Raw genomic sequence first — 24499 nt, forward strand, 5'->3', positions numbered from 1 at the left:
AGAGTGACGGCCGCCACAGGTGGCAGACATGCTGGCACGGATCGAGCGTGACGCCTGTCACGACCACTTCCCCCTGGTCCCCCTGGAGGTTCGTATGCACCCGAGTCGCCCGGCTCCCGCGCCCCGGTGGCGCGTGCTGGTGGCGCTCCTGACCGCACTGGCCGTCGCGGTCGTCGCGAGCGGCTGCGGGGTCACCCGCGGCTCCGACGACCCGAACAACCGCCGGCTGCGGATGATGATCCCCAACAGCCCCGGCGGCGGCTACGACCTCACCGGTCGCGCCGCGGCGAAGGCCCTGGAGGACAACGAGCTCACCGGACGCTTCGAGATCACGAACGTCCTCGGTGCCAGCGGCACCGTGGCCATGCAGCGACTCCTCAACGAGGAGGGCGCCGACGACCTGGTGATGGTGATGGGGCTCGGCGTCGTGGGCGCCGTCTACACGAACAAGTCGGAGGCGACGCCGCGGGAGATGACGCCGATCGCCCGCCTGGTCGAGGAGCAGGAGGGCATCCTGGTGCCCGCCGACTCGCCGTTCAAGACGGTCGACGACCTGGTCGAGGCCTGGCAGGCCGATCCCGGATCGATCTCGGTCGGGGGCGGCTCGAGCGCCGGCGGACCGGACCACCTGTTCCCCATGCAGCTGGCCGCCGAGGTCGGGATCGACCCCAAGGACGTCAACTACATCTCGTACGACGGCGGCGGTCCGCTGACCACCGCCCTGCTCGGCGAGAAGGTCGACGTGGGCATGTCCGGGCTCGGCGAGTTCGAGGGCCAGATCGAGGACGGCTCCCTCCGCGTGCTCGCGGTCTCCGGTGACGAGCGGCTCGACAGCGTCGACGCCCCCACGCTCACCGAGGCCGGCGTCGACCTGGTCTTCACCAACTGGCGGGGCGTGCTGGCGCCGCCCGGCATCTCCGACGAGCAGCGCGCCTACCTCGTCGACCTGTTCACCGACATGCACGACACCGCGGAGTGGCAGGAGGCCCTCGAGGCCAACGGCTGGAGCGACAACTTCGCGACCGGCGAGGAGTTCGAGGACTTCCTCGTCGAGCAGGACACCCGCGTGGCAGACACCCTCGAGGAGCTGGGACTGACATGAGCACCACCACCACCCAACGGAACGAGCCGGGCAGCCGCCCGGTCGTCGACAAGGCCCAGTACGGCCTCGCCGGGTTCCTCGTCCTGACCGGGGGCTACGTCCTGTACGACGCCGTCGGGCTCGAGGACGGCTTCGCCGACCAGCCCGTGCAGCCCTACGCGCTCCCGTACGTCGTCGGTGCGGTGCTGGTGCTCCTCGGCGTGCTGCTGGCGGTCGCGACCGCCCGGGGCGACCGGCCGGAGGCCGAGGAGGGCGAGGACATCGACCTCACCCAGGGCACGGACCTCCGCACCGTCGGCCTGCTGGCCGCGGTCCTGGTCGTCAACATCGTGCTCATCGACTTCCTCGGCTGGGCGATCACGGGCGCCCTGCTCTTCGCCGGCTGCGCCGGCGTGCTCGGCAGCCGGTCCCACGTCCGGGACCTGGCCATCGGCACCGCGCTCTCGGTCGGCAGCTGGTACTTCTTCTACGTCGTCCTCGGGATCCCGATCCCCGCCGGCATCCTGGACGGAGTCCTCTGATGGACATGCTGCTCAACGGCTTCGAAGCCGCCCTCACCCCGGAGAACCTGCTCTTCGCAACGCTGGGCGTGCTGCTCGGCACCGCCGTCGGCGTACTTCCCGGCATCGGCCCCGCGATGACCCTGGCCCTGCTGCTGCCGGTCGCCCTCACCATGGGTCCGGACAGCGCGATCATCATGTTCGCCGGCATCTACTACGGGGGGATGTACGGCGGGTCCACGACGTCGATCCTCCTCAACACCCCTGGTGAGTCCTCGTCGGTGGTCACCGCCATCGAGGGCAACAAGATGGCCAAGTCCGGCCGGGCCGCCCAGGCGCTGGCGACCGCGGCGATCGGCAGCTTCGTGGCCGGCACGATCGGCACCGTGCTGCTGTGGGTGCTCGTGCCCACGGTCGCCGACGTCGTCGTCAAGCTCGGCGCGCCGTCGTACTTCGCCATCATGCTGCTCGCGCTGTTCGCGGTGAGCGCCGTGCTCGGCTCGTCGAAGCTGCGCGGCTTCATCGCGCTCTTCCTCGGCCTGGCGATCGGGCTGGTCGGCACCACCACCGGCCAGGCGCGGCTGACCTTCGACCAGCCGCTGCTGGCCGACGGCATCGACATCGTCGTGGTCGCCGTGGCGATCTTCGCGATCGGCGAGGCGCTCTGGGTGGCGGCGCACCTGCGCCGCAAGCCGCTGGACATCATCCCGGTCGGCCAGCCGTGGATGAGCAAGGACGACTGGGGGCGGTCCTGGAAGCCGTGGCTGCGCGGCACGGCGCTCGGCTTCCCGTTCGGCGCGGTGCCGGCCGGCGGCGCCGAGGTGCCGACCGTCCTCTCCTACATCACGGAGAAGAAGCTGACCAAGCACCCCGAGGAGTTCGGCAGGGGCGCGATCGAGGGCGTCGCCGGGCCGGAGGCGGCCAACAACGCCTCCGCCGCGGGCACCCTGCTGCCGCTGCTCACGCTGGGCCTGCCCACCACGGCGACGGCCGCGATCATCCTGGTCGCCATCCAGAGCTTCGGGATCGTGCCAGGACCGCTGCTGCTGGAGAACGAGCCCGACCTGGTGTGGGCGCTGCTGGCCAGCCTGGTGGTCGCCAACCTGCTGCTGCTGGTGGTCAACCTGCCGATGGCCCCGCTGTGGGCGAAGGTGCTCCAGATCCCGCGGCCCTACCTCTACGCGGGCATTCTGTTCTTCGCGACGCTCGGCGCCTACACGGTCAACTTCCAGGCGTTCGACGTCGCCCTGCTGCTGGTGTTCGGCGTGCTCGGCCTGGCGATGCGACGCTTCGGAGTGCCGGTGCTGCCCCTGATCGTCGGGGTCATCCTCGGTCCGAAGCTGGAGGAGCAGCTGACCCAGGCGCTCGCCCTGTCGCAGGGCGAGGTGAGCACCCTGTGGGGCGAGCCGGTCGCGGTCGTGGTCTACGCCGTCATCGCGCTGCTCCTGGTGGCGATGGCCGTCAACGGTCTCCGCCGGCCCCCCGCTGCGACTGAAGAGACCGCCGAAGACACCGAGGAGCTGGTCAACCGATGAGCGTCGTCGCCGCCTACACACCCGACAAGTACGGCCGGGCCGCCCTCACCCATGCGACTGCAGCAGCCCGCGACTCGGGGACCCGGCTGGTCATCGTCAACGCCACCCGCGGCGACAGCTACGTCGACACGCACTTCGCGGCGGACGAGGAGGTCGAGGCGGTCCGCAGCACCCTCACCGGCGAGGGCCTCGACGTCGCCGTACGGCACGACGTGGTGCCCGACATCGCGGACGCCGTCCTCGCCGCTGCCGAGGAGGAGCAGGCCACCCTGATCGTCGTCGGCGTCCGGCACCGGTCGCCGGTGGGCAAGCTCCTGCTCGGCAGCATCACGCAGCGGGTCATCCTCGACGCGCCGTGCCCGGTGCTGGCGGTGAAGCCCGAGCGCTGACCTCGGCGCCTCAGCCGGCGACGGCGAGGACGAGCGTCTCCTGGAGGTAGCCCAGCCACTCATAGATGTGGTGGGCCTGGCCGCGGGGGTCGTCGTCGGGCAGGGAGTACCAGTAGTCCTCGTCGCCCTCCTCGACCTCGAGGCGGGTGCCGAGGGCGAGCCGGAGGTCGGTCAGCGCACGCATCCAGACCTCGGCGGTCGGCAGGTCGAGGTCGACGTCGATCGTGATCTCGTCGGAGCCGGGCTCCGGCGGCAGGCCGGCCTCCTCGAGGGTGTCGATGATCGTCCCGGCGGCGCGGGCCTTGCCGTCGCGGAGGGTGCCCTCGGTGAACCGCCGGAACTCCGCCGCCGCGTCGCCGTCGTCGCGGTAGGCGTTGGGGAACAGCCGGGCGAGGACCGGGTCGTCGGGCTCGGTGGTCGGACCCGAGAATCCGCTGCCCGCGAAGAGCTCCTCCATCGGGTCGGCCGCCTCGTGGGGCACCGCCGCCTCGTTGCGCAGCAGCTCGACCAGCTGGGCCGCGAGGGACCGCAACAGGTCGGCCTCGAACCCGGTCAGGGTCGCGATGATGCGCTTGCTCCGGCGGTGCCGGACGAATCCCGCCATGGTCGTGGGGGCTCCCGTCAGTCGCTCTTGGAGAGCGTGGCCCACAGGCCGTACTCGTGCATGGCCTGGACGTCGCGCTCCATCTCCTCGCGGCTCCCGCTGCTCACCACCGACTTCCCGTCGCGGTGCACCTCGAGCATCAGCTTCTCCGCCTTCTTCTTCGAGTAGCCGAAGTACTTCTGGAACACGTACGCGACGTACGACATCAGGTTGATCGGGTCGTTCCACACCACCGTCACCCAGGGCGTGTCGGCCAGCGTGACGTCGTCCGGAGTCACGTCCTGCTCGACTCCCGGATCCACCTCGACAGGGCTCGCGGTCGTCACCCGCCCATGGTGGCACAGGGGGGAGTCGGCCCGGCCGGCCACACCTGTAACTACGTGTTATGGNNCCATAACACGTAGTTACAGCACGCGCGGCCGCCCACGGCCCCCGACTCCCCAATAATCGTTTGACAGTACGCCGAACCGGTGGTTCACTGACCAGCGGATACTCCCCAACATACCTTTGGCAGTAGGAGCGGCGCGATGTCCGACGAGCGGATCTCGACCCTGCGGGCGACGGCCCACCCGCTGCGGCTGCGGATGCTCTCGCTGCTGACGGGGACGGCGATGAGCGCGGCAGAGGTGGCCCGGGAGCTGGGGATCACGCACGCCAACGCGTCGTACCACCTGCGCCTGCTGCACGACGCCGACCTGGTGGTCGTCGAGGGTGAGGAGCGGATCCGGGGCGGGGTGGCGAAGCGGTACCGCTACCCCCACGAGCGGCCCGAGCCCAAGCCGTCCCCGGCGGACCTGACCGCACAGGTGCACGCGATGGCGCAGGAGCTGTTGCGGCGGTTCGAGCACCGGCGCCCGGGACGGGGCAGCTTCACCGATGCGGAGCTCTGGGTGACCGAGGAGACCTGGCAGGAGGTGGCCGAGATGGTCGAGCGTGCGTCGCGACTGCTGCACGAGCAGGCGCAGCGGCCGCGGACCGAGGGGACGATCCCGGTCAACCTCACCGTCGCGGCCTTCCGGATGGAGCAGTCGTGAAGGGCTCCGCCCTCGCCCCGCTGCGGGACCGTCGGTTCCGCTGGTACTTCGGGTCCCGCGCCGTCGACATGATCGGCGACTTCATGGGCGGCATCGCCCTGGCGTTCGCGGTGCTCGAGGTCTCCGACTCCCCCAGCGCCCTCGGTGCCGTGCTCGCCGCCCACAGCATCCCGATGGTCGCTTTCCTGCTCATCGGCGGCGTGCTCGCCGACCGGTTCGGGCGCACCCTGATCATCCAGCTGAGCAACGTCACCGCCGGCATCACCCAGCTGGCGATCGCCGCGCTGATCCTCAGCGGGCACGCCGAGATCTGGCAGCTCGTCGTCCTGACCGCCGTCAACGGTGTCGCCGCGGCCGCCAACCAGCCGGCGCTCGCCGGGCTCCTCCCCCAGCTCGCGCCCAAGGACTCGCTCCAGCAGGCCAACGTCCTCAACGGACTGCTGCGCAACATCGCGCTGGTCCTCGCACCCGCGCTCGGCGGCGCGCTCGTGGTCGGCGTCGGGGCCGGCTGGGCGATCGCGGTCAACGGCGTCACCTACCTCCTGGCCGCCGCGCTGCTGCTGCCGATCAAGCTCCCGCCGCCCGCTCCCCGCGCCGACAAGACCGGCATCTTCACGGACCTGAAGATCGGCTGGGCGTTCTTCCGCGGCACGACGTGGCTGTGGATCATCGTGCTCGCCTTCGGTGTCCTCAACGCCCTCTCGAGCGGCGGCCGGGGCACGCTCGGCCCGGCGTACGCCAACGTGAGCGCGATCGGGGTGGACGGCTGGGCGCTGATCCTCTCGGCCGGTGCGTGCGGCCTGGTGGTGACGTCCCTGGTGTTCCTCCGCGTGCCGCTGCGCCGCCCCCTCCTCTGGGGCATGCTCGGCTGCGCGCTCCACGGCGCGCCGCTCATCGCCCTCGGCGTCACCGACGAGCTCTGGGTCGTCGTTGTCGCAGCCTTCGTCGGCGGTGCGGGCATCGAGATCTTCGGCCTGGGCTGGGAGCTCGCGATGCAGGAGCACGTCCCGCCGGACATGCTGTCGCGCGTCTACTCCTACGACATGCTCGGCTCGTTCATCGCGATCCCTGCCGGCCAGCTCGCGTTCGGCCCGCTCGGCGCGGCGTTCGGCCTCCAGGAGATGATCCTGGCCGCGGGGGTCGCCTACGTGCTGATCTCCTTCGCGACGCTCGCCTCGCGGTCGGTGCGCACGATGACGCGCGCCGACGCTACGAGCACCACTTCCGAGCCAGTGTCGTGACCACGTTGAGGTTGCGGTTGGTGGCGACGACGCCGAGCGCCTTCTCGACGCCCCACGGGTCGACGGCACCGGTCCGGTAGCCCGGCCCCAGCAGCAGGTGCACGGCCCGCCCGCGCACCACCACCCGATCCGCCGCGCCCTCCTTCGCGAGCAGGACGTCGACCCGGTCCTTCGCCGGCTCGTCCTTGAGCAGGTAGAGGTAGTGCCGCTCCAGGTCCGGCCTCGTCAGGTCCTCGGCGTCCGCGGCGATCTCCGCCAGCTCGGTCGGGCTGAACACCAGCGTCGGTACGGCGAAGCCGGCCCGGGCGAGGTAGGCCTCCTCCAGCGCCGCCTCGACGCGCTGCCGCGAGCGCAAGCGCGAGGTCAGCCGGACGTTGCCGGTGTTGATGTAGGTCTCGACGTCGGTGCCGCCGGCGGCCTCGGTGGCCGCGACGATGTCCGCCTTGGCGAACTTCCGGTTCGCACCGAGGTTGATCGCCCGCAGGAACGCGACGTACGACGGCATGCCGGTCAGTCTGTCCTACGCGCGGGAGCGGGCCAGCAGGTAGACGAAGTACGGTGCGCCGATCAGCGCGACGACGAGCCCCGCCGGCACTTGGGCGGGAGCGATCACGGTGCGGCCGATCAGGTCGGCGCCACCGAGCAGGACTGCGCCCACCAGCACGGCGACGGGAACCGATCGGCTGTGGCGGCCGCCGACGAGGGCGCGGGCCATGTGGGGCGCGACCAGGCCGACGAAGCCGACCACGCCCACCGCGGCAACGCTGGTCGCGGCCAGCAGCGCGGCGACGAGCAGCACCAGGAGACGCACCCGCTCGAGGCCGACACCCACCAGCCGTGGCGTGTCCTCGTCGAGGGCGAGCAGGTCCAGCTCGCGTCGGACCACCCAGGCGAGGGGGATCGCCACGGCCAGCACGACCGCGACGGGCACGACCTGGTCGAAGGTGCGGCCGTAGGTCGTACCGGACAGCCAGGTGTAGATGCGGGGCGTGTCCCACGGGTTCGAGCGGACCAGGAGGAAGGTCGTGAGCGAGGCAGCGCCGTACCAGGTGGCGATCCCGATCAGGAGCAGCCGATCGGCGTCCAGGCCTCGCCGCCATGCCAGCCCGTAGACGAGCGTGAACGAGACCAGCGCTCCGAGGACCGCGCCAACCAGCACGGCGTTGTTGGACGGCGCCGCGGTCACGCTCCCGGTCACGACGACGACCGCACCGACGCCGGCACCGCCGGTGATGCCGAGGATGCCCGGCTCCGCCAGCGGGTTGCGACAGGTCGACTGCACCATCGAGCCGGACAGCGCGAGCGCGGCACCGCCGAGCACGGCCGCCGCGACCCGCGGCGCGCGCTCGTCGAGCGCGAACCTGACGAGCGGCTCGCCCTCGTCGTTGAGCCACAGCGCGAGGTCGCCGGTCCGCAGCCAGGTGTCTCCGCCGAGCAGCCCGAGCAGCGCGACCCCGATGGCCGCGGCGAGGACGATCCCGAGCACCACGGCGAACCGCAGCCGGCTACGGACGCCGACCCGGGCCGCTGCCGGCTGCTTCGCGGGGCCGGAGTCGCGGCTGCGCCGGGCCAGGAGGATCATCACCAGCGCGCCCGCGATGGTGGTCGTGATGCCGGTCGGGATCGAGATCGCCTCGTCCGCGCCGAGGAACGCCCGCAGCAGAGCGTCCGCCAGCACGACGACCAAGGCACCCATCAGGCCGGCGGCGGGGATCAGGACGAGGTGCCGCCGCAGGGCGGGCACGGCGCTACCGGCGAGCCGGACGATGACCGGCGCGAACAGGCCGACGAAACCGATGGGGCCGGCGAGGGTCACGCTCGCGGCCGTCAGCACGACGGCGAGGACGGTGCCGGCGGCCCGGGTTCCGCGGACGGGCACGCCCAGCACCGCGGCACTGTCATCACCCAGCCCGAGCAGGTCGAGGCGGCGGGCGAGCAGGAGCGCACAACCGGTGGCGAGGACCACGACCGGCGCCGCCTGCCGGAACGCGTCGAGGCCGAGCTGGCTCAGCGATCCGCTCCCCCACGCGAAGAGGCTGGTGGTCTCCTCGTCGAAGAGGATGAGGAGGGTCGACGTCGCCGCCTGCAGCGCGAGCGCGACCGCGGATCCGGCCAGCACCAACCGGGTCGTCGAGGTCCCGGCGCCACCGGCCAGGCCGAGGACCAGGCCGGCGGCGGTGATCCCGCCGACGAACGCCGTCAGGCCCGACGCCCACAGCGGGACGGCGAGACCGAACGCGGCGACCGTGGTGACGGCGAGGTAGGCGCCGCCGGTCACGGCGAGGGTGTCGGGCGAGGCCAGCGCGTTCCGCGCCAGGGACTGGAACAGCGCGCCCGCGACGCCCAGCGCGAAGCCGACCGCGATGCCCGCGGCGAGCCGCGGGACCCGCGACCCGAGCAGGATGTCGCCGGCTTCCCTCGTACCCCGGCCGGACACCCACCGCAGGAGGTCGCCCGCCCCGATCCCGGACGTGCCCTGCGTCAGGTGCCAGCCGGAGACGACGACGAGGGAGGTGACGAGCAGCACCAGGGCGCCGGTCGCGCCGACGGCGCCTGCGCGACCGACCTGCTCGCCGGCGGCGGCCGGTGCCGTGGCCTCCGGCAGCTGCTGCTCGACCACCATCCCTCGTCCCCGCTCGCTACTGGGCTCGCTACTGGGTCAGCAGGTCGACGTACGCGTCGATCACCCGCTGGGCCGAGCGCGGGCCGCCGAAGGTCCAGATGCCCTCGGGGAACGCGTGGGACCGGCCCTCCTCCACGGCGGGGATCTGCTGCCAGACCCGGTTCTTCGCCAGCTCGGCGTTGACGTCGCCGGCCGGGTCGGTGGTGCCGGTGTAGAAGAACGTGGCGTCGCCGACCTCGCTCATGCCCTCGATGTCGGTCTGGCCGAGGCCGTACGCCGGGTCGACCTCTCCCTTCCAGGCGTTGGTGAGGCCGAGAGCCTCACCGAGCTCGCCCATCAGCGAGCCCTGGCCGAACGGCCGGATCGCGACGTTGCCGCCCTGGATCCAGCCGTCGAAGTAGACGAACGAGTCGGTCGCCACGTCGGCCTCGGCGATGGTCTGCTTGGCCTCTTCGAGCGAGGCGTTGAAGTCGTCGACCACGACGTCGGCCCGCTCCTCGCGCCCGGTGGCCTGGGCGATCAGCTCGAAGGTGTCGAGCATGTTCTGGATCGGGTCCTTGGCGTCGGCGCCCTTGGTGGCGAGCACCGGGACGTCGTACTTCTCGAGCTGCTTGATGATCTCGTCGTCGGCGGTGTAGGCCTCGACGATGACCAGGTCCGGGTTGGTGCCGAACAACGTCTCCAGGTTCGGCTCGCCGCGAGTGCCGACGTCCGTGACGCCCTCCGGCAGCTCCTCCGCGGTGTCCCACGTCGAGTAGCCCTCGGCGTCGGCGACGGCGACCGGGGTGAGGCACAGCGAGAGGACGTCCTCGACCTGCTGCCACTCCAGGACCGCCACCCGCTCGGCCGGCTGCTCCAGCTCGACCTCGCGGCCGTAGGAGTCGGTGAGGCTGACCGGGCCGGTCGCGGTCTCGGTCTGGTCGTTCGCGCAGTCCGCCGAGTCGTTGGCCCGGGGCGCCTCGTCGTCGCCGCCCGACTCCGTGGTGCCACAGGCGACCAGCAGCAGGGCGAGCGGCGCCGTCAGGGCAGCCGCGATCGATCGTGTCTTCATCGGTTCCTCTTGTGTGTGGTGGTGGGCTCGGTGGTGGCGGGCCTCAACGGCGCCGCTGGTGGTGCCTGCCCTGGGCCTCGACCCGCACGGTGCCGGTCTCCGGGTCGACCAGGCAGCGGATCGGGAGTCCGTAGACCTCCGAGAGGTTCTCCTGGGTCAGCACGTCGGTGGGTGCGCCGACGGCGCGGACCCGGCCCCGGTGCAGGAGCACGACCTGGTCCGCCACGGTCGCGGCGTGGTTCAGGTCGTGGAGGACGACGCCGAGCGCCGTCCCGTGGTGGTCCGCGAGGTCGCGGACCAGATCGAGGGTCTCGACCTGGTAGCGCAGGTCGAGGTGGTTGGTCGGCTCGTCGAGCAGGACCACGCCGGTGTCCTGGGCGAGGCAGGTCGCCAGCCAGACCCGCTGCAGCTCGCCGCCCGAGAGCTCGTCGACCGAACGCTCCGCCATCGAGCCGACACCGGTCACGCTCATTGCGTGGTCGATCGCCGCCCGGTCGGCGTCGGAGAGGCCCGCGAACCGGCTCCGGTGCGGGTGCCGGCCGAAGGCGACGACGTCGCGCACCGACAGGCCGGACGGGTGCGGGCGCGACTGCGACAGCAGCGTGACCCGGCGCGCGAACTCCTTGGCGTTGAGCGGCGTCGCGTCCTGCTCTCCCACGGTGACCCGCCCGGCGGCGACCGGCTGCAGTCGCGCGAGCGACCGGAGCACGGTCGACTTGCCGCTGCCGTTGGGTCCGATCAGGGCGGTCACGGTGCCGGCCTCGAGCCGGACCGAGACGCCGTGGACGACCGTCGTGCGCTGGTAGCCCAGCACGAGGTCGTGCCCCGCCAGGGCACCGGCTTCCATCAGAGTCGTGGTCACAGCCGGTGAGCCTAACCTAAGTAAGGCAAGCCTTGCCTGTGGGGTGGCTCACGTCATCCTCAGGATGACTTGCGGACCGCCCACTCCCGGATCCGGTCGATCCGCGCGCGCAGCTGCTCGGCGTTGGCGATCGCCGCCGCCGGCCCCCCGCACTCCTTGCGGAGCGCCGCGTGGGTCACGCCGTGCGGCTGGCCCGTCCGGTGGTTCCACGCGGCGACCAGGCCGTTGAGCTCGCGCCGCATCACGGCGAGCTGCTCGTGGGTCGCGACCTGCTCGACCGTGTCCGGCTCGGCCGCCTTGGGGCGGCGGGTCTTGGCACGGTCTGCCTGGCGCTGCCGCAGCAGGTCCTTCATCTGGGTGGGGTCGAGCAGGCCGGGGATGCCGAGGAAGTCCATCTCCTCGTCCGACCCGACGTGCACCTCGCCCTCGTGGCCGAACTGCGCGCCGTCGTACAGAGCGTGGTCGAAGCGGGCCTGCGAGCCGAGCGCCTCGAACGGCTGGGAAAGAAGGTCGGCCGACGCTGCGTCATGGGGCTCCCCCGCCTGCGCCTTCGCCAGGAGGTCGTCCTCCGCAGCGAAGATGTCCCCGTCGTCGCTCACCTTGCGCCCGAGCACGTGGTCGCGCTGGAGCTCCAGCTCGCCGGCGAACCCGAGCAGGCGGGGCACCGACGGCAGGAAGACGGACGCGATCTCGCCGCGGGTCCGGGCCCGCACGAAGCGGCCGACCGCCTGCGCGAAGAACAGCGGCGTGGAGGTGGTCGTGGCGTAGACGCCGACGGAGAGCCGCGGGACGTCGACGCCCTCCGACACCATGCGTACGGCGACCAGCCAGCGGCTGTCGTTCGCGCTGAACTCGGCGATCCGCTTCGACGCCGCCTTCTCGTCGGAGAGGACGACCGTCGCAGACTCGCCGGTGATCGCCTTCAGGAGCTTGGCGTACGCACGTGCGGAGTCCTGGTCGGTCGCGATCACCAGCCCGCCGGCGTCGGGCACATGACGGCGTACCTCCGACAGCCGCTTGTCGGCCGCCTCGAGCACGGCCGGCATCCACGAGCCGGCAGGGTCGAGCGCCGTGCGCAACGCGTGCGCGGTCATGTCCTTGGTCAGCGGCTCCCCCAGGCTCGCCGCGACCTCGTCGCCGGCGCGGGTGCGCCACTGCATCTCGCCGGAGTAGGCGAGGAAGAGGACGGGACGCACGACGTGGTCGGCCAGCGCCTCGGCGTAGCCGTAGGTGTAGTCGGGGACAGAGACGAGGACGCCGGGTCCCTTCTCCGGGTCCGGCGCATAGGTGACGAACGGAATCGGGTTGATGTCGGACCGGAACGGCGTGCCGGTCAGCGCCAACCGGCGCGCGGCCGGCTCGAACGCCTCGCGCACGCCCTCGCCCCAGCTGAGCGCGTCACCGGCGTGGTGGATCTCGTCGAGGATCACCAGGGTCTTGAAGCGCTCGGCGCGGATCCGCAGCGCGAGCGGGTTGACCCCGACGCCGGCGTACGTGACCGCGACGCCGACGTAGTCGCTGCTGATCCGGCCCTTGCCGGCGGAGTACGCCGGATCGATCGGGAGCCCGGCCTTCGCCGCCGCCTCGGCCCACTGGAGCTTCAGGTGCTCGGTCGGCGCGACGATGATGATCCGGTCGACCTGACGTCGGCCGAGCAGCTCCGCCGCGACCGAGAGCGCGAACGTCGTCTTGCCCGCGCCGGGCGTGGCCACGGCGAGGAAGTCGCGCGGCGACCGCTCGAGGTAGTCGCGCAGCGCGGCTGCCTGCCAGGCGCGGAGGGAGGGCGCCGTGCCCCAGGCCGCTCGTTCCGGCCAGGCCGGACCGAGGGACGTGAGGGGCAGGGCGTCGTCGGGCCCCGTCACTCCCCGGAGCCCGGGTCGGAGGGGCCGTCGGACAGGCCCTCCCAGATCTCCTTGCACTCCGGGCACACCGGGAACTTCTCGGGCGCCCGGCTCGGCACCCAGATCTTCCCGCACAGCGCGCGGACCGGGGTGCCCATCACCATCGCCTCGGTGAGCTTGTCCTTCTCGACGTAGTGCGAGAAGCGCTCGTGGTCACCCTCGTCGGTCGGGACGGTACGGCGGTCCTCCCGGACGTCCGTGTCTGTCGAGAAGCCGATCGTGGTCACCGCCCCACTCTATGGGATTGCGCGAGCGGGTCGCAGACCGTGCTGCCGCGCGACTGACCCGGAGGGCGTCATTCGGGGGCAGCCGCTAGTTGAGCTCAGGATCGGCCGGCCGCGTTGCGTGCATGGCGAGGTCGCCCGGCTGGCGGCGCATGACGTCGCGCCATAGGTCGCGGGTGTCGAGCCGGAAGACGTCCTCCGGAAGGCCGGGTACGACGTACCAGCTGCCCTCCTCGATCTCCTCCTGGAGCTGACCGGCCCCCCACCCGGCGTAGCCGGCGAAGATCCGCAGCCGCTCCACGGTGCCGACGACGAGCTCCGTCGGCGTGTCGAGGTCGAGCAGGCCGAGCCGGTCGGCGACGGCCCGGAACCCGACCGCGTCCTCCCCGCCGGGGGTGGCCAGCGCGACGGCCAGCGCGCCGTCGGTCGAGACGGGGCCGCCCTGGAAGAGCACCTCGGGCTCCTCCACCACGTCGCCCCACTCGCCGAGCACCTCCGAGACCGGCAGCGCACTCGGGCGGTTCAGCACGACCCCCAGCGCCCCCTCGTCGTTGACGTCCAGCAGGAGCACGACGGTGTCGGCGAAGTTGGGGTCGAGGAGGTCCGGGCTGGCGAGCAGCAGCATGCCTGCCTCGAGCCCTCCGACCATGTGCTTCACCCTCCCATCATCACGGCTTCACCGGCGCCGGCGCCACGGGGACGGCAACAGCCCCGGGGCGACACGGGAGGGAGGAGGGTGTCGACCCCGGGGCTGTTGTCAGGGAGACCCGGTGGGAGACCGGGTGTGCAGGTGTGTCCGTCAGGCCGCGACGACCGCGCGCAGACGCTCGAGGAAGGGCATCCGCGGCCGCTCGTCCTCGACGAGGTCGATGGCGGGGGTGCCGGGCCGGGTGTTCCGGGCGCGCTCCTCGATGCGAGCACCGACCGCGTGGCCCTCCTCCTTCGCGACACCGGCACGGCCGGCCATCGCAGCGAGGTAGTGGTGCTCCTTCGCGGTGAACCGGGCGACGGCCTGGGCCATCGCGTCGTCCACGGGCTGGGCGCGGTAGTGGTCGAGGATCAGGCGTACGCCGTGCAGCTCCTCCGCGGTCCGGGCCCACCCGGTCGCGACGGCGGACTCGAGGTCCATCGGCTGCACGGACATCTCGCTGTCGATGTGGCCCGCGAGGCGGGTGTGCCACTTCAGCATCAGGGCACCGAGGAGGTCCAGCTCGTCGTCGAACCGCTCGGCGACACCGGGCACGTCCATCGGGAGGATTCCGTCCCGACGCTGCGCCGCGGCGGCGATCACGGAGCGGAGTGTCTCGCCCCGGTTGTTGAAGGCCGTCCAGGTCATGGTCAGCTCCTTTACTGCTCGAACGGCAGCCAATTCCCCCGAGGAACTCAGCCGTGGTGCCGGCCTTCATAGGTGTCCGGGGGATCCGGACGGGCCGACATACCGTTGGTACGTACTGACAGTATGCGTCCGAATCCGGGTACGCCAAACACCCGGCCGCGTGATCCCCAACACCCGGAACCCCCGTACTTTCGGGGCTTTCGCGCACCATGTGGTGGGCGCCACTGACGCAGGTCACACTCGGGTCAGCAGAACGTGACGCACGACATATGCTGTCGCGGTGGCAAAGGCATCGGTGTCGAAACTGGTCCCCAAGGTGCCGAAGGTGCCGAGCGTGTCGGGGGCGACCCGCAGGGCGGCGTACTCCGCCTCCACCAAGCGCGCCCTGATCGACGTCGCCGAGGAGCGGTTCACCGAGCACGGCTACGCCGCTGCCTCGCTCGACGCGATCGTCGCGGGCGCCCGGGTGACCAAGGGTGCTCTCTACCATCACTTCTCCGGCAAGCAGGCGCTGTTCGAGGCCGTCTTCGAGCGGGTCGAGGACGACGCCGCGAAGCGGATCCAGAAGGCGCTGCGGGGCCAGAAGGACCCGTGGGTGAAGGCGCTCGAGGGCCTCCGCGCGTTCCTCGACGTCGTGCAGGAGCCGCGCTACCGGCGGATCGTGATCCAGGAGGGCCCTGCCGTGCTCGGCTACGAGCGCTTCCGCGAGCAGGAGGAGCGCTCCACCTTCGCCAATGTGCTCGACATCGTGCGCTCGGTGCTCCAGGCGGGGCAGTGGGAGCTCGACGAGCCGATGCTCCAGACCTACGCCCGGATCTTCTTCGGCGCGATGTCGTCGGCCGGGGAGTCCGTCGCCACGGCGTCCGACCCCGAGGCGGCCGCCGAGCGGGTGGAGGTCGCGATCGCGTTCCTGCTCTCGGGCGTGCAGCTCATGGTCGAGAACGACGTCGCGATGCCGAACGGACTCGCGGCCGTCCCCGGTGGGGACGACCGCGAGGTCGACTGAGGAACGTCTCGGGACCTACTTGCCGAAGGTGACGGAGCCGCCCTTGGCGTCGACGGGGACCAGCTCGATCCACACCCGGCCGGCGGGCACGGTCAGCTTGCCGTCCTTGGTCTCCAGCTCCAGGGCAGAGTCCAGCTTGTCCTTGCTCCACGTGCCCTCCACGACCTGGCCGCCGTGGAACAGCTGCGCCCTGCCGCTGCCCTCGAAGAGGGTCTCCGGCACCGGGTTGCCGGCAGGGTCGGTGTAGCCGGCGTCGCCGACCTCCACGCGCAGCACCAGCACGCTGTCGGCCGGGAACTCGTCGCCGCTTGCGGCGTGGGAGTTCTGGTTGACGTAGGTGCCGTTCTGGAACGTCCAGCTGGTCGCGTGCGAGCCGAAGTCCGCGGTCAGGGTGTTGGCCGGCTTGCCGTCGGGGAGGTCACCCTCGGTGCCCCACGGCAGGTAGTCGACCGGCCGCGCCTCCTCGCCGTCCTCCGCCGCCTTGGCGACCTTCTTCATGTCGGTGAAGAGGTTGTACGGCGCACTGCGGCTGGCCTCGCGGTAGTACCCGGCGCTGCCCTCGTTGAAGATCCGGATGCCGGCGTCGTTGATCCGCTTGACCGTCTCGCCGAAGCCGCCGCTGGCCACCATCGCCCCGTCGACCGGCGCCACGATGCCGATGTCGCTGGCTCGCAGCGACCGGACCGGGCCGACGTCGCCGGGGATGTCGGAGTAGTAGAACGCCGCGAGGCGGGTGATCCCGCCCTCGACGAGCTCCTCCACGACCAGGTCGGCGTGCGACAGACCGACCTGCGGCGAGCTGGCCTCGGTGTTGTCGAGCTTGAGCACGAGGACCGGGTGGTCCTGCTCGGCGGAGTCACCGCCCTGGACGGGGAGCCCGGTCAGCGGCCAGGTGTCGGGGTCTCCCTCGGAGCTGGCGACCGCCTTCGGGTCGTCGCCACCGTCGCCCTCGCTCTTGTCGTCTCCGCCGCAGGCGGCGAGGCCCAGGGTGAGAGCGGTCAGGGTGGCGGTGATGCGGATGAGCTGGCGCGCGTCACGCACGTCGGACTCCCATCGGTCGGTGGTGGATGGTCGTTCTAGGAACTATTGGATCAGGTGCCGAGGCTGATGCCGCCGTCGACGTACAGCGTCTGGCCGGTGATGTAGGACGCCTCGTCGCTGGCCAGGAAGCACACCGCTGCCGCGATGTCCTCCGGGTAGCCGACGCGGCGCACCGGGTTGGCCTCGGCGTTGAGGCGGCGGAACTCGTCGACGTCCAGCTTGAGGCGGGCGGCGGTGGCGTCGGTCATCTCGGTGGCGATGAAGCCGGGCGCGACTGCGTTGGTGTTGATGCCGAACGGGCCGAGCTCGATGCCGAGCGTGCGGGTGAGGCCCTGGACGCCCATCTTCGCGGCGGAGTAGTTGGCCTGGCCGCGGTTGCCGAGCGCAGAGATGCTCGAGATGTTCACGATCTTGCCGTACTTCTGCTCCACGAAGTGCTTCTGGGCAGCCTTGGTCATGAGGAACGCGCCCTTGAGGTGCACGCCCATGACCAGGTCCCAGTCCTCCTCGGTCATCTTGAAGAGCAGGTTGTCACGGGTGATGCCGGCGTTGTTGACGAGGATGTGGATGCCGCCGAGGTCGGAGACGACCCGCTCGATCGCCGTGTCGACGGACGCGGAGTCGGAGACATTGGCCCCGACGCCGATCGCCTTGGCGCCGTCAGCGACGGGCAGCTTGGCGGCCGCCTCGCTCGCCGCGCCCTCGTCGAGGTCGACGATCGCGACCGACGCGCCCTCCTCGGCGAAGCGGGTGGCGGTGCCGAACCCGATCCCGCGTGCTGCTCCGGTGATCACGGCGACTCGTCCGTCGAAACGACCCATGGCTGTTGTCTCCTCGCGTCCTCGCGTCTGGCGGCTCGACAGCCTACGGCCAGAACGGGTCACCCCGACCCGAGGGTCCGCCGCAGGAGATCGGCGTAGTCCGCGGCCTCGCCCTCGCGGTACTTCGTCCGCGGCCAGAAGAACCCGCGCAGGCCGTCGCCCTTCGTGCGGGGCACGACGTGGCAGTGCAGGTGGGGCACCGACTGGCTGACCACGTTGTTCATGGCGACGAAGCTGCCCTGCGCCCCGAGCCCGTCGACCACCGCCGAGGCCAGCCGCTGGGCGGCCGCGAGGAAGCCGTCCCGCAGGTCGGCCGGCAGGTCCGGCAGCGTCTCGACGTGGGTCCGGGGCACCAGCAGGACGTGGCCCTTGAAGACCGGGCGGCGGTCCAGGAAGGCCATCAGGTCCGGCTCGTCGAGCACGACGTCGGCCGGGGTGTCCCCCGCGACGATCTCGCAGAAGACACACCCGGCCATGATCGAGAGGCTAGCCCGCGGTCCAGGCGTCGCGGGCGGCGACGCCCAGGTCCGGGTGGTCGGTGAAGAACGCGTCCACGCCGGCGTCGAGGTACGCCGAGACCTCGCACCCGAGGTCGCCGATCGCGTTGGGGTCGGTGCCGACCCGGCACTCGACCGGGAGGTACTGGTTCTCCGCCCGCATCGTCCAGACCACCACCGACAGACCCGCCCGGTGCGCCAGCCCGACGACGTTGGAGGGCGTGCCCAGCTCGTTGGCCGCGGTCCGCGGGACGACCCAGAGCTTGTACGGCGCCAGCCAGTCGGCGTACCTCGCGATCTCCTTGACACCCTTCTTCGTCAGCATCGAGTCGTAGGTGACGCCGGTGCCGGCCGCGACCTGGTCGTACGGCGCCGTGCCCGACCCGTCGAGCAGCTGCGCGAGCGGGGTGTCGACCATCGCGTCGAGGTCCTGCAGGTTGCTGATCTCGAAGGACTGGACGACGGCCGCGTCGTCGGCGTCGTCGAGGTCGTGCGCCTCGAGGGCCTCCGCGAGCGGCTCCTCCATCGAGAGGCCGATCGAGTCGAAGTAGGTGGGGTGCTTGGTCTCCGGGGCGATCCCGATCTCGCGACCGGTCTCGGCCTCGAGCTCCTCGACGAGCCCGATCACCTCCTCGAGGGTGGGCACCTCGTACAGGCCGTTGTAGGCGGTGTTGCCCGGCCGCACCGCGGGGATGCGCTCCTCCGCTCGCAGCGTCTTCAGCTCCGCGAGGGTGAAGTCCTCGGTGAACCAGCCGGTGACCGGCCGGCCGTCGATGGTCTTGGTGGTCCTGCGGTCGGCGAACTCGGGGTGCTGCTCGACGTCGGTGGTGCCGCTGATCTCGTTCTCGTGGCGGGCCACCAGGACGCCGTCCTTGGTCGGGACGAGGTCGGGCTCGACGTAGTCCGCGCCCTGGGCGACGGCGAGCTCGTAAGCGGCCAGCGTGTGCTCGGGGCGGTAGGCGGACGCGCCGCGGTGCCCGAGGACCAGCGGGTCGTCGACCTGCTCGACCGGGCGCGCGGCGTCGGCAGGGGCGGTCACGGGCGTGATCGCCAGCGCAGCCAGGGCGGAGGCGGCCACGAGGGCACACCGGGACGGGAGTGGGAACCGAGAGGTCATGGCGTCACCTGACCAGCCGGAGGTGGCGGCCGGCTGAGCGCACGGTGAACGCTGATCGCCCTGAGGCACGTACGTTGGTGACATGCGCGTCGCGATCGTCGGTGGCCACGGACAGATAGCCCGCCTGCTCCACCCGCTCCTCGTCACGGCCGGTCACGCGCCGGTCGCGCTGGTGCGCAACGAGCACTACCGCAGCGACCTCGAGGACGCCGGAGCAGAGGTGCGGCTGCTCGACATCGAGCAGGACGAGGCGCCCGCGTTCGCCCGGGCGTTCGACGGGTGCGACGCCGTGGTCTTCGCGGCGGGTGGCGGACCGGACGGCAACAAGGAGCGCAAGCGAACCGTCGACCTCGAGGGGTCGTTGAAGTCCGTCGAGGGCGCGCGCCTCGCCGGGATCCGGCGGTTCGTGCAGGTGTCGGCGATCGATGTCGACAAACCGGTCCCCGCGGACTCGGGCGACGTCTGGAGGGCCTACGTCGAGGCCAAGCGCGACGCCGACGCGGCGCTGCGAGCGTCCGACCTCGACTGGACGATCGTCCGACCGGGACTGCTCACCGACGACCCGCCGACCGGACGGGTGGCGCTCGGATCGGACGTGGATCGGGCGCCGGTCCCGCGCGCCGACGTCGCAGCAGTCCTCGCGGCCGTGCAGGAGGACGCTTCCTCGGTGGGGCACCAATGGAACCTGGTGGCCGGCGACGTACCCGTGCGTGACGCCGTTGCGCAGGCCGCCGCGGGCTAGGGGCTGTGCTCCCGGGATCGAGGCCACCGGGCTCCGCCACGCTGGCAGCGATCGTGCTCGCCGTGGGGATGACCGCCTGCAGCGGTGACTCATCCGACGACGGACCCCCGGCGACACCGGCCGTGTCCGAGGTGCGCGTCGAGTGGAGGGAGGTCGCGCTGCCGGAGGCACCCCGCGGCCGAAGGGTCGCCGTGCGCGATGCGGCATGGTGCGGCGACCGGTGGGTCGTCGTGGGCGGGCTCCTCGGTCCGGGCGGTGCGAGCCGGCCGGCGGCGTGGACGTCCCCCGACGGCCGGTCCTGGGGGGAGGTCCGCTTCCCGACGTCGACGTACTGGGGCGGCCGCGCTGTGCTCGCCACCGTCGCGTGCCGCGGGACGGTCCCGGTCGCGGTCGGGGCGATGTCCGGGGGCGCGCACGGCAACCCGCGGGTCGTGACCTTCCGGCCCGAGGGTCGCGGCGTGTGGGTCGACGTGGCCGCTCCCTTCGAGCAGTACGGCGGCCCGTCGGCCGTCAACGTCGGGCCGGTGACGTCGGGGGACGACGGGTGGCTGATCACCGGCAACCGGCGGACCGGCCCGGCGGCCTGGGTCGCTGTCTCCCCGCGCCGCTTCCACCTGGTCGAGCGCGCGCCGGGGCTGGTCGGTGACGGCTCCGACGCACCGTTGGCACGCGGCGCGGTGTGGGACGGGTCGGGATGGACGATCGTCGGCGGTAGCACCGGCGAGGACGCCCTCGACCGGGTGCCGGTGGCGTGGCGTTCGACGAACGGCCGCGACTGGGTGCGGGAGCCGGTGCCGGACACCGCCGAGTACGACGACCTCTACCGGGCCGTCCTGCTCGAGGGCTCGGTCGTGGCCGTCGGGGTGCGCGGTCCCGGGTTCGGGAGCTGGGTGCGCGACGGCGCCGGCTGGCACCGTGCCGGGGCCTTCGGCGGGGCCGACCCGGAGGCGCCCGGCGCGCCGGCGGTCACGAGCGCGACCAGCGGGCCGGGCGGGGTGCTGACCACGGTGACCGACGGCGCGGTGTCCGAGCTGTGGGGCTCCGTCGACGGCACGACGTGGTCGCGGGTGGAGCTCCCGGCAGCGCCGGCAGGCGACGGGGCATTGGCTGTTGCCTCCTCCGACGCCGCGGTGCTCCTCGTCGCTGATGGCGGAGACGGCAGCCAGGCGTGGATCGCGCACTGGCCCGACCTCGAGGGCGCGGGATGATCTGTTGGCCGCCGTCTGGGGCTGGCTCTAGTCCTCTGCAAGCTGCTCGAACGAGCCGACCCGGAGCACCTTGACCTCGAGCTCGTCGATCACGAGCCTCTTGATCCGGCCCTCGCCGAGGGCGAGCCGACCGATCGCCACCGCCCCCACGGCGACGGCTCCGATGGCCAGAGCGCCGAGCGCGGCAGCACCGACGGCCGAGGCGCCGTACGCCGACGCCCCCATCGCGAGACTGCCCTTCACCTTGGGCACGAGGTCGACAACCGGCTCCATGAGGCGATCGTGCCACGGCTAGGTGCGGTGGGTGCCGGGGTTGTCCGCCTCTCCCGCGGGTTGTCCGCCTCTCCCGCGGGTTGTCCTCCTCTCCCGCGGGTTGTCCGCCTCTCCCGCGGGTTGTCCGCCTCTGCAGTGGCCGACAACCCGTGGAATACCCGGTCGACCGGGTATTCCACGCCCCACCGCACGCCCCAAAAAAGACAACGGCGGCGCCGCAAGGCGCCGCCGATGCGTCATGTGGAGCTGGCGGGAATCGAACCCGCGTCCTCGAGCGTCGAACCAGGTCTTCTCCGGGTGCAGTCAGTGATGTCGTTTTATCGGCCCCGGCGCTCGCACTGACACGTCGCCGACAGGCCTAGTCGGGAAAGAGTCCCGGCCGACCCTCCCGACGGGGGTCTGGCCAGCAAGTCTCCTAGTCGACGCCAGGATCAGGGACGGAGACGGATGCCCTGTCTGACGCTTCGATCACCGCTCAGGCGGCGAGAGCGAAGGACTGCTTGTTGTTGGCAGTTATTGGTTTCCAGCGATCGTTTACGAGATGACGCTGGCTCCTCGACCCGCTTCCCCTGGAACTAACGTCCCAAGTCGAAACCGATCAGCCCCTCTTGAGTTATGTGTCCATCTTACGGTTCCAACCGACAGAACGCTCACGGGATTCCCAGCAGCCGCGCCGCGTTGCCCCAGCACACCGCCCGCAGCCAGTCGTCGCCGAGGCCCAGGCCAGCGAGCCACCCGAGCTGGTCGACGTAGGCGAACGGCAGCGTGGGAAAGTCCGAGCCGTACACCACCCGCCCCTGGAGCGCCGCGAGCCGCGGGAGCAGCTCCCGCGGATAGACGTGGCGCTCGGCGAAGAAGTCGGTGAACGCCATCGAGGTGTCGAGGTGGACGCCGTCGTACTGCTCGGCCAGCTCGAGGAACGCCTCGGCCTCCGGGGTGCCCATGTGCGCGACGACCAGCACCAGCCGCGGGAACCGGGCCAGCAGCCGCGCCGTCGACGCGGGACCGGTGAACTCGTTGCCGACGGGGCCGGAGCCGGCGTGCACGACGACCGGCGTCCCGGCACTCTCGAGGGTCTTCCACACCGGGTCGAGCAACGGGTCATCGAGGTGGAACTCCCCCACCTGCAGGTGGATCTTGAAGACCCGGACGCCGTCGGCGACCAGGTCCTCGACGTACGCCGGCGCCTCGGGCTCCGGGTAGAACGTGGCGGTCCACAGCGCCTCGGGCACGTCGGCGGCGAAGGCACGCGACCACTCGTTGAGGTACGACGCCACCCCGGGCTTGTGGGCGTAGGGAAGGGTCGGGTAGCACCGGACGCCGAAGTCGCGCAGCAGCGCGGCCCGCTCCTCCTGCGACTGCCGGTAGCGGATCGGCCATGGCCGCCCGATCTTGGCGCCGCCGGTGTCGAACTCGCGCCAGACGGCGCGCTCGATCGGCGGCGGCAGGAAGTGGACGTGGAGGTCGATCAGCCCGGGCAGGCCGAGGTCCTGCCAGAACGCCCGGACCCACCCGGCCTCGGCGTCAGTCACTCAGGCCCTTGAGCCGTCGCCCCAGCTCCTGCTGCTTCTCGCGGTCGAACTCGCGGGCGGCGATGGACTGCCGCTTGTCCCAGGACTTCTTGCCCTTCGCGAGGCCGATCTCGACCTTTGCGCGGCCCTTCACGAAGTAGAGCGACAGCGGGATGACGGTGTGCCCCTTCTCGCTGACCTTCCGCTCGATCTTCTCGATCTCGGCGCGGTGGAGCAGGAGCTTGCGCTTGCGGCGCGCGGCGTGGTTGGTCCAGGTGCCCTGGGCGTACTCCGGGATGTGCACGCCGTGCAGCCAGGCCTCGCCGCCGTCGATGTCGACGAAGCCGTCGGTCAGGTTGGCCCGTCCGAGCCGCAGCGACTTCACCTCGGTGCCCTGGAGGACCAGGCCGGCCTCGAAGACGTCCTCGACGTGGTAGTCGTGGCGCGCCTTCTTGTTGGACGCGACGAGCTTGCGCTGCTCGCCTGCGTCCTTCGCACCGGTCTTCCCGGACTTCCCAGCCATTCGGCCATTCTCCCAGGCTGGGTCAACGGGTTTGGCTACGCCCTACAGGTAGTTCATCGGATCGACCGGCGAGCCGTTGCGCAGCACCGTGAAGTGCAGGTGGCAGCCGGTGGACCAGCCCGTCGACCCGACGTAGCCCACGACGTCGCCACGGCCCACCCGGGAACCCTCGGAGACGTTGTAGCTCGAGAGGTGGTTGTAGACGAGCGTGAGGTTGGCTCCGTTGACCGAGCCGACCGAGAGGTACAGCCGGTTGCCGTAGACCTCGTCGTAGTAGGTGTTGATGACGGTCCCGGACTTCCCCGCCCACAGGGCCGAGCCGCAGCCGGCACCGAAGTCGGTGCCGTCGTGCAGGCCCCAGTAGCCGTAGATCGGGTGCGTGCGCCAGCCGTACGGCGAGGTCACCGGACCCACCACCGGGACGTGGAGGAGCCCGTTCGTGCTCCCCTTGTACGTCGGACCGGGGTTCTGGTTCGCGAGCCGGAGGATCTCGCGGCGGATCCGTGCCTCGCGATCCTTGAGCCGCTTCAGGGCGGCCTTGTCGTGCTCGCGGGCGCGGACGGCTGCCTTGCGTGCGGTCCGCGAGCGCTCGACCAGTCGGGAGACCTGGGCACGGGTGTCACGGGCGTCGCCGAAGAGGGTGCGGATGGTGAGCAGGTTCAGCCGCGCGGCCTCCTTCTGCTCGGCCACGGCGTCACGCGCGTCGCGGACGTCGTCCTTCCAGTCCGCGAGCGCGTCCTCGGCGGCCTCGTAGCTCTCAAGGGCCTGGTTCTCGCGGCCGAGGACCATCGTCCCCGCGGTGTCGGCGATGAGGAGCTCCTCGATCGAGCCCGACGAGGTCAGCGCGTCGACGACGGCGAGCTCGGGGTTGCCCTGCGTCTCCAGCCCGATCACGGTGCCGCGCAGCGACGCGCGCTGCTCGGCGACCTCCGCGCGGGCGGCGCGCAGCGACGCGGCGACCCGGTCGAGCCGGTCTTCGGCGCGCACCAGGCGGCGGGCCAGTCGCTCCCGCTCCGCCCGTGCGTCCCAGAGGTCGGAGCGCAGCCGCTGCAGGCGTGTCCGCGCGTCACCGAGCCGCGCGTTGGCACGGTCGAGGCGGCGGGTGGTGCGGGCGACCGCACGACTGGCCTCGTGCAGGTCGTCGCGGACCTCGTCGATCTTGTCCTCGACCTCGGCCTGCTTGTCCCGCAGGTCATCCTCGCCCTCGGCGTTCGCGAACGGCGCCGCGAAGCTCCCCACCGCGACGGCGGCGACGACCAGCGCGGCGACGCGCTGGCTTCGGGAGGGACTGGACGTGGGACGGGCAGGAGAGTCGGACGGGGCGCTGGGGAAGGAGCGCACAGGTACAGCCAATCTTG

27 protein-coding genes and 1 other RNA gene are annotated in these 24499 nt (G+C 71.6%); 9 read left to right on the forward strand and 19 right to left on the reverse strand.

The annotated features are described in order from the left end of the window. The first annotated feature begins 28 nt into the window (after positions 1-28). The 4 genes from F0U47_RS18650 to F0U47_RS18665 are packed head-to-tail and all read left to right on the forward strand — an operon-like array spanning position 29 to position 3526. Entirely contained in the window at positions 29-1102 is a 1074-nt protein-coding gene (locus tag F0U47_RS18650; protein WP_246159695.1) for a Bug family tripartite tricarboxylate transporter substrate binding protein, read from the forward strand. After that, positions 1099-1623: a tripartite tricarboxylate transporter TctB family protein gene (locus tag F0U47_RS18655; RefSeq protein ID WP_149751993.1), complete on the forward strand. Its 525-nt coding sequence runs from the start codon at positions 1099-1101 to the stop codon at positions 1621-1623. The genes F0U47_RS18650 and F0U47_RS18655 overlap by 4 nt, the downstream gene beginning before the upstream one ends. Next, positions 1623-3137 (forward strand): tripartite tricarboxylate transporter permease, encoded by a 1515-nt coding sequence (locus F0U47_RS18660; RefSeq protein ID WP_149751994.1) that lies wholly within the window; start codon positions 1623-1625, stop codon positions 3135-3137. The genes F0U47_RS18655 and F0U47_RS18660 overlap by 1 nt, the downstream gene beginning before the upstream one ends. Beyond that, a complete protein-coding gene (locus tag F0U47_RS18665; protein ID WP_149751995.1) occupies positions 3134-3526 on the forward strand; it encodes a universal stress protein in 393 nt (130 codons plus the stop codon). Before F0U47_RS18660 ends, F0U47_RS18665 begins: the two co-directional genes overlap by 4 nt. A 10-nt stretch (positions 3527-3536) precedes the next feature. Here the strand turns inward: F0U47_RS18665 and F0U47_RS18670 are convergent, their stop codons facing one another. Further along, on the reverse strand, positions 3537-4130 hold the full coding sequence (locus F0U47_RS18670) for a DUF2017 domain-containing protein (protein WP_149751996.1): 594 nt from the start codon (positions 4128-4130) through the stop codon (positions 3537-3539). A gap of 17 nt (positions 4131-4147) precedes the next feature. Beyond that, on the reverse strand, positions 4148-4432 hold the full coding sequence (clpS, locus tag F0U47_RS18675; protein ID WP_246159700.1) for an ATP-dependent Clp protease adapter ClpS: 285 nt from the start codon (positions 4430-4432) through the stop codon (positions 4148-4150). A gap of 225 nt (positions 4433-4657) precedes the next feature. On the opposite strand from clpS, the gene F0U47_RS18680 reads away from it, so the two are divergent. Next, positions 4658-5164, forward strand: coding sequence for an ArsR/SmtB family transcription factor (locus F0U47_RS18680; RefSeq protein WP_149751997.1), 507 nt, complete (start codon positions 4658-4660; stop codon positions 5162-5164). Then, positions 5161-6405 carry an MFS transporter gene (locus tag F0U47_RS18685; RefSeq protein WP_149751998.1) on the forward strand — a complete coding sequence of 415 codons (1245 nt, stop codon included), beginning with the start codon at positions 5161-5163 and terminating at the stop codon, positions 6403-6405. Before F0U47_RS18680 ends, F0U47_RS18685 begins: the two co-directional genes overlap by 4 nt. Here the strand turns inward: F0U47_RS18685 and F0U47_RS18690 are convergent. The 8 genes from F0U47_RS18690 to F0U47_RS18725 all read right to left on the reverse strand — a co-directional run bounded on the left by F0U47_RS18690 (position 6374) and on the right by F0U47_RS18725 (position 14402). Beyond that, positions 6374-6910 (reverse strand): DUF1697 domain-containing protein, encoded by a 537-nt coding sequence (locus tag F0U47_RS18690; RefSeq protein WP_149751999.1) that lies wholly within the window; start codon positions 6908-6910, stop codon positions 6374-6376. The genes F0U47_RS18685 and F0U47_RS18690 overlap by 32 nt on opposite strands. Before the next feature lie 15 nt (positions 6911-6925). After that, on the reverse strand, positions 6926-9025 hold the full coding sequence (locus tag F0U47_RS18695; RefSeq protein WP_223162827.1) for an iron ABC transporter permease: 2100 nt from the start codon (positions 9023-9025) through the stop codon (positions 6926-6928). A 31-nt stretch (positions 9026-9056) separates the two neighbouring features. Beyond that, on the reverse strand, positions 9057-10079 hold the full coding sequence (locus F0U47_RS18700) for an iron-siderophore ABC transporter substrate-binding protein (protein ID WP_149752001.1): 1023 nt from the start codon (positions 10077-10079) through the stop codon (positions 9057-9059). A 43-nt stretch (positions 10080-10122) separates the two neighbouring features. Then, entirely contained in the window at positions 10123-10941 is an 819-nt protein-coding gene (locus tag F0U47_RS18705; protein WP_246159696.1) for an ABC transporter ATP-binding protein, read from the reverse strand. A 59-nt stretch (positions 10942-11000) separates the two neighbouring features. Next, on the reverse strand, positions 11001-12803 hold the full coding sequence (locus tag F0U47_RS18710) for a DEAD/DEAH box helicase (protein ID WP_149752002.1): 1803 nt from the start codon (positions 12801-12803) through the stop codon (positions 11001-11003). Continuing rightward, entirely contained in the window at positions 12800-13060 is a 261-nt protein-coding gene (locus F0U47_RS18715) for a DUF3039 domain-containing protein (protein ID WP_223162832.1), read from the reverse strand. Before F0U47_RS18715 ends, F0U47_RS18710 begins: the two co-directional genes overlap by 4 nt. A gap of 94 nt (positions 13061-13154) precedes the next feature. Next, positions 13155-13715, reverse strand: coding sequence for a YqgE/AlgH family protein (locus F0U47_RS18720; protein ID WP_149752087.1), 561 nt, complete (start codon positions 13713-13715; stop codon positions 13155-13157). A gap of 150 nt (positions 13716-13865) precedes the next feature. After that, positions 13866-14402: a hypothetical protein gene (locus tag F0U47_RS18725; protein ID WP_149752004.1), complete on the reverse strand. Its 537-nt coding sequence runs from the start codon at positions 14400-14402 to the stop codon at positions 13866-13868. Positions 14403-14682: 280 nt separating this feature from the next. On the opposite strand from F0U47_RS18725, the gene F0U47_RS18730 reads away from it, so the two are divergent. Continuing rightward, entirely contained in the window at positions 14683-15408 is a 726-nt protein-coding gene (locus F0U47_RS18730) for a TetR/AcrR family transcriptional regulator (RefSeq protein WP_149752005.1), read from the forward strand. A gap of 15 nt (positions 15409-15423) precedes the next feature. Here F0U47_RS18730 and F0U47_RS18735 read toward each other — a convergent pair whose 3' ends face one another. From F0U47_RS18735 to F0U47_RS18750, 4 genes are read right to left on the reverse strand one after another with little or no spacing between them, the layout of a single operon-like run. Continuing rightward, on the reverse strand, positions 15424-16449 hold the full coding sequence (locus tag F0U47_RS18735) for a DUF3048 domain-containing protein (RefSeq protein ID WP_149752006.1): 1026 nt from the start codon (positions 16447-16449) through the stop codon (positions 15424-15426). 50 nt (positions 16450-16499) lie between these two features. Then, the gene (locus F0U47_RS18740) at positions 16500-17270 is read right to left on the reverse strand and encodes an SDR family NAD(P)-dependent oxidoreductase (RefSeq protein ID WP_149752007.1); all 771 of its coding nucleotides are present in this window, start codon (positions 17268-17270) and stop codon (positions 16500-16502) included. A 59-nt stretch (positions 17271-17329) separates the two neighbouring features. Further along, a complete protein-coding gene (locus tag F0U47_RS18745; protein WP_149752008.1) occupies positions 17330-17746 on the reverse strand; it encodes an HIT family protein in 417 nt (138 codons plus the stop codon). 10 nt (positions 17747-17756) lie between these two features. Next, a complete protein-coding gene (locus tag F0U47_RS18750) occupies positions 17757-18884 on the reverse strand; it encodes a glycerophosphodiester phosphodiesterase (protein ID WP_149752009.1) in 1128 nt (375 codons plus the stop codon). Between the two features lie 82 nt (positions 18885-18966). On the opposite strand from F0U47_RS18750, the gene F0U47_RS18755 reads away from it, so the two are divergent. Beyond that, positions 18967-19626 carry an SDR family oxidoreductase gene (locus F0U47_RS18755; RefSeq protein ID WP_149752010.1) on the forward strand — a complete coding sequence of 220 codons (660 nt, stop codon included), beginning with the start codon at positions 18967-18969 and terminating at the stop codon, positions 19624-19626. A gap of 62 nt (positions 19627-19688) precedes the next feature. Next, positions 19689-20834, forward strand: a complete 1146-nt coding sequence (locus F0U47_RS18760; RefSeq protein WP_149752011.1) for a hypothetical protein — start codon at positions 19689-19691, stop codon at positions 20832-20834. 27 nt (positions 20835-20861) lie between these two features. Here the strand turns inward: F0U47_RS18760 and F0U47_RS18765 are convergent, their stop codons facing one another. The 5 genes from F0U47_RS18765 to F0U47_RS18785 all read right to left on the reverse strand — a co-directional run bounded on the left by F0U47_RS18765 (position 20862) and on the right by F0U47_RS18785 (position 24482). After that, positions 20862-21107 (reverse strand): hypothetical protein, encoded by a 246-nt coding sequence (locus tag F0U47_RS18765; protein ID WP_149752012.1) that lies wholly within the window; start codon positions 21105-21107, stop codon positions 20862-20864. 238 nt (positions 21108-21345) lie between these two features. Further along, positions 21346-21713: a transfer-messenger RNA gene (gene ssrA / locus F0U47_RS18770) on the reverse strand. A gap of 44 nt (positions 21714-21757) precedes the next feature. Then, entirely contained in the window at positions 21758-22639 is an 882-nt protein-coding gene (locus F0U47_RS18775; RefSeq protein WP_149752013.1) for an amidohydrolase family protein, read from the reverse strand. Continuing rightward, positions 22632-23141: an SsrA-binding protein SmpB gene (smpB, locus tag F0U47_RS18780; RefSeq protein WP_149752014.1), complete on the reverse strand. Its 510-nt coding sequence runs from the start codon at positions 23139-23141 to the stop codon at positions 22632-22634. The genes F0U47_RS18775 and smpB overlap by 8 nt, the downstream gene beginning before the upstream one ends. Before the next feature lie 42 nt (positions 23142-23183). Continuing rightward, on the reverse strand, positions 23184-24482 hold the full coding sequence (locus F0U47_RS18785; RefSeq protein ID WP_149752015.1) for a M23 family metallopeptidase: 1299 nt from the start codon (positions 24480-24482) through the stop codon (positions 23184-23186). Between the last annotated feature and the right edge of the window lie 17 nt (positions 24483-24499).

Origin of the sequence: Nocardioides antri (assembly GCF_008373765.1) — a bacterium.
In the GTDB taxonomy this organism is placed as follows: Bacteria; Actinomycetota; Actinomycetes; order Propionibacteriales; family Nocardioidaceae; genus Nocardioides; species Nocardioides antri.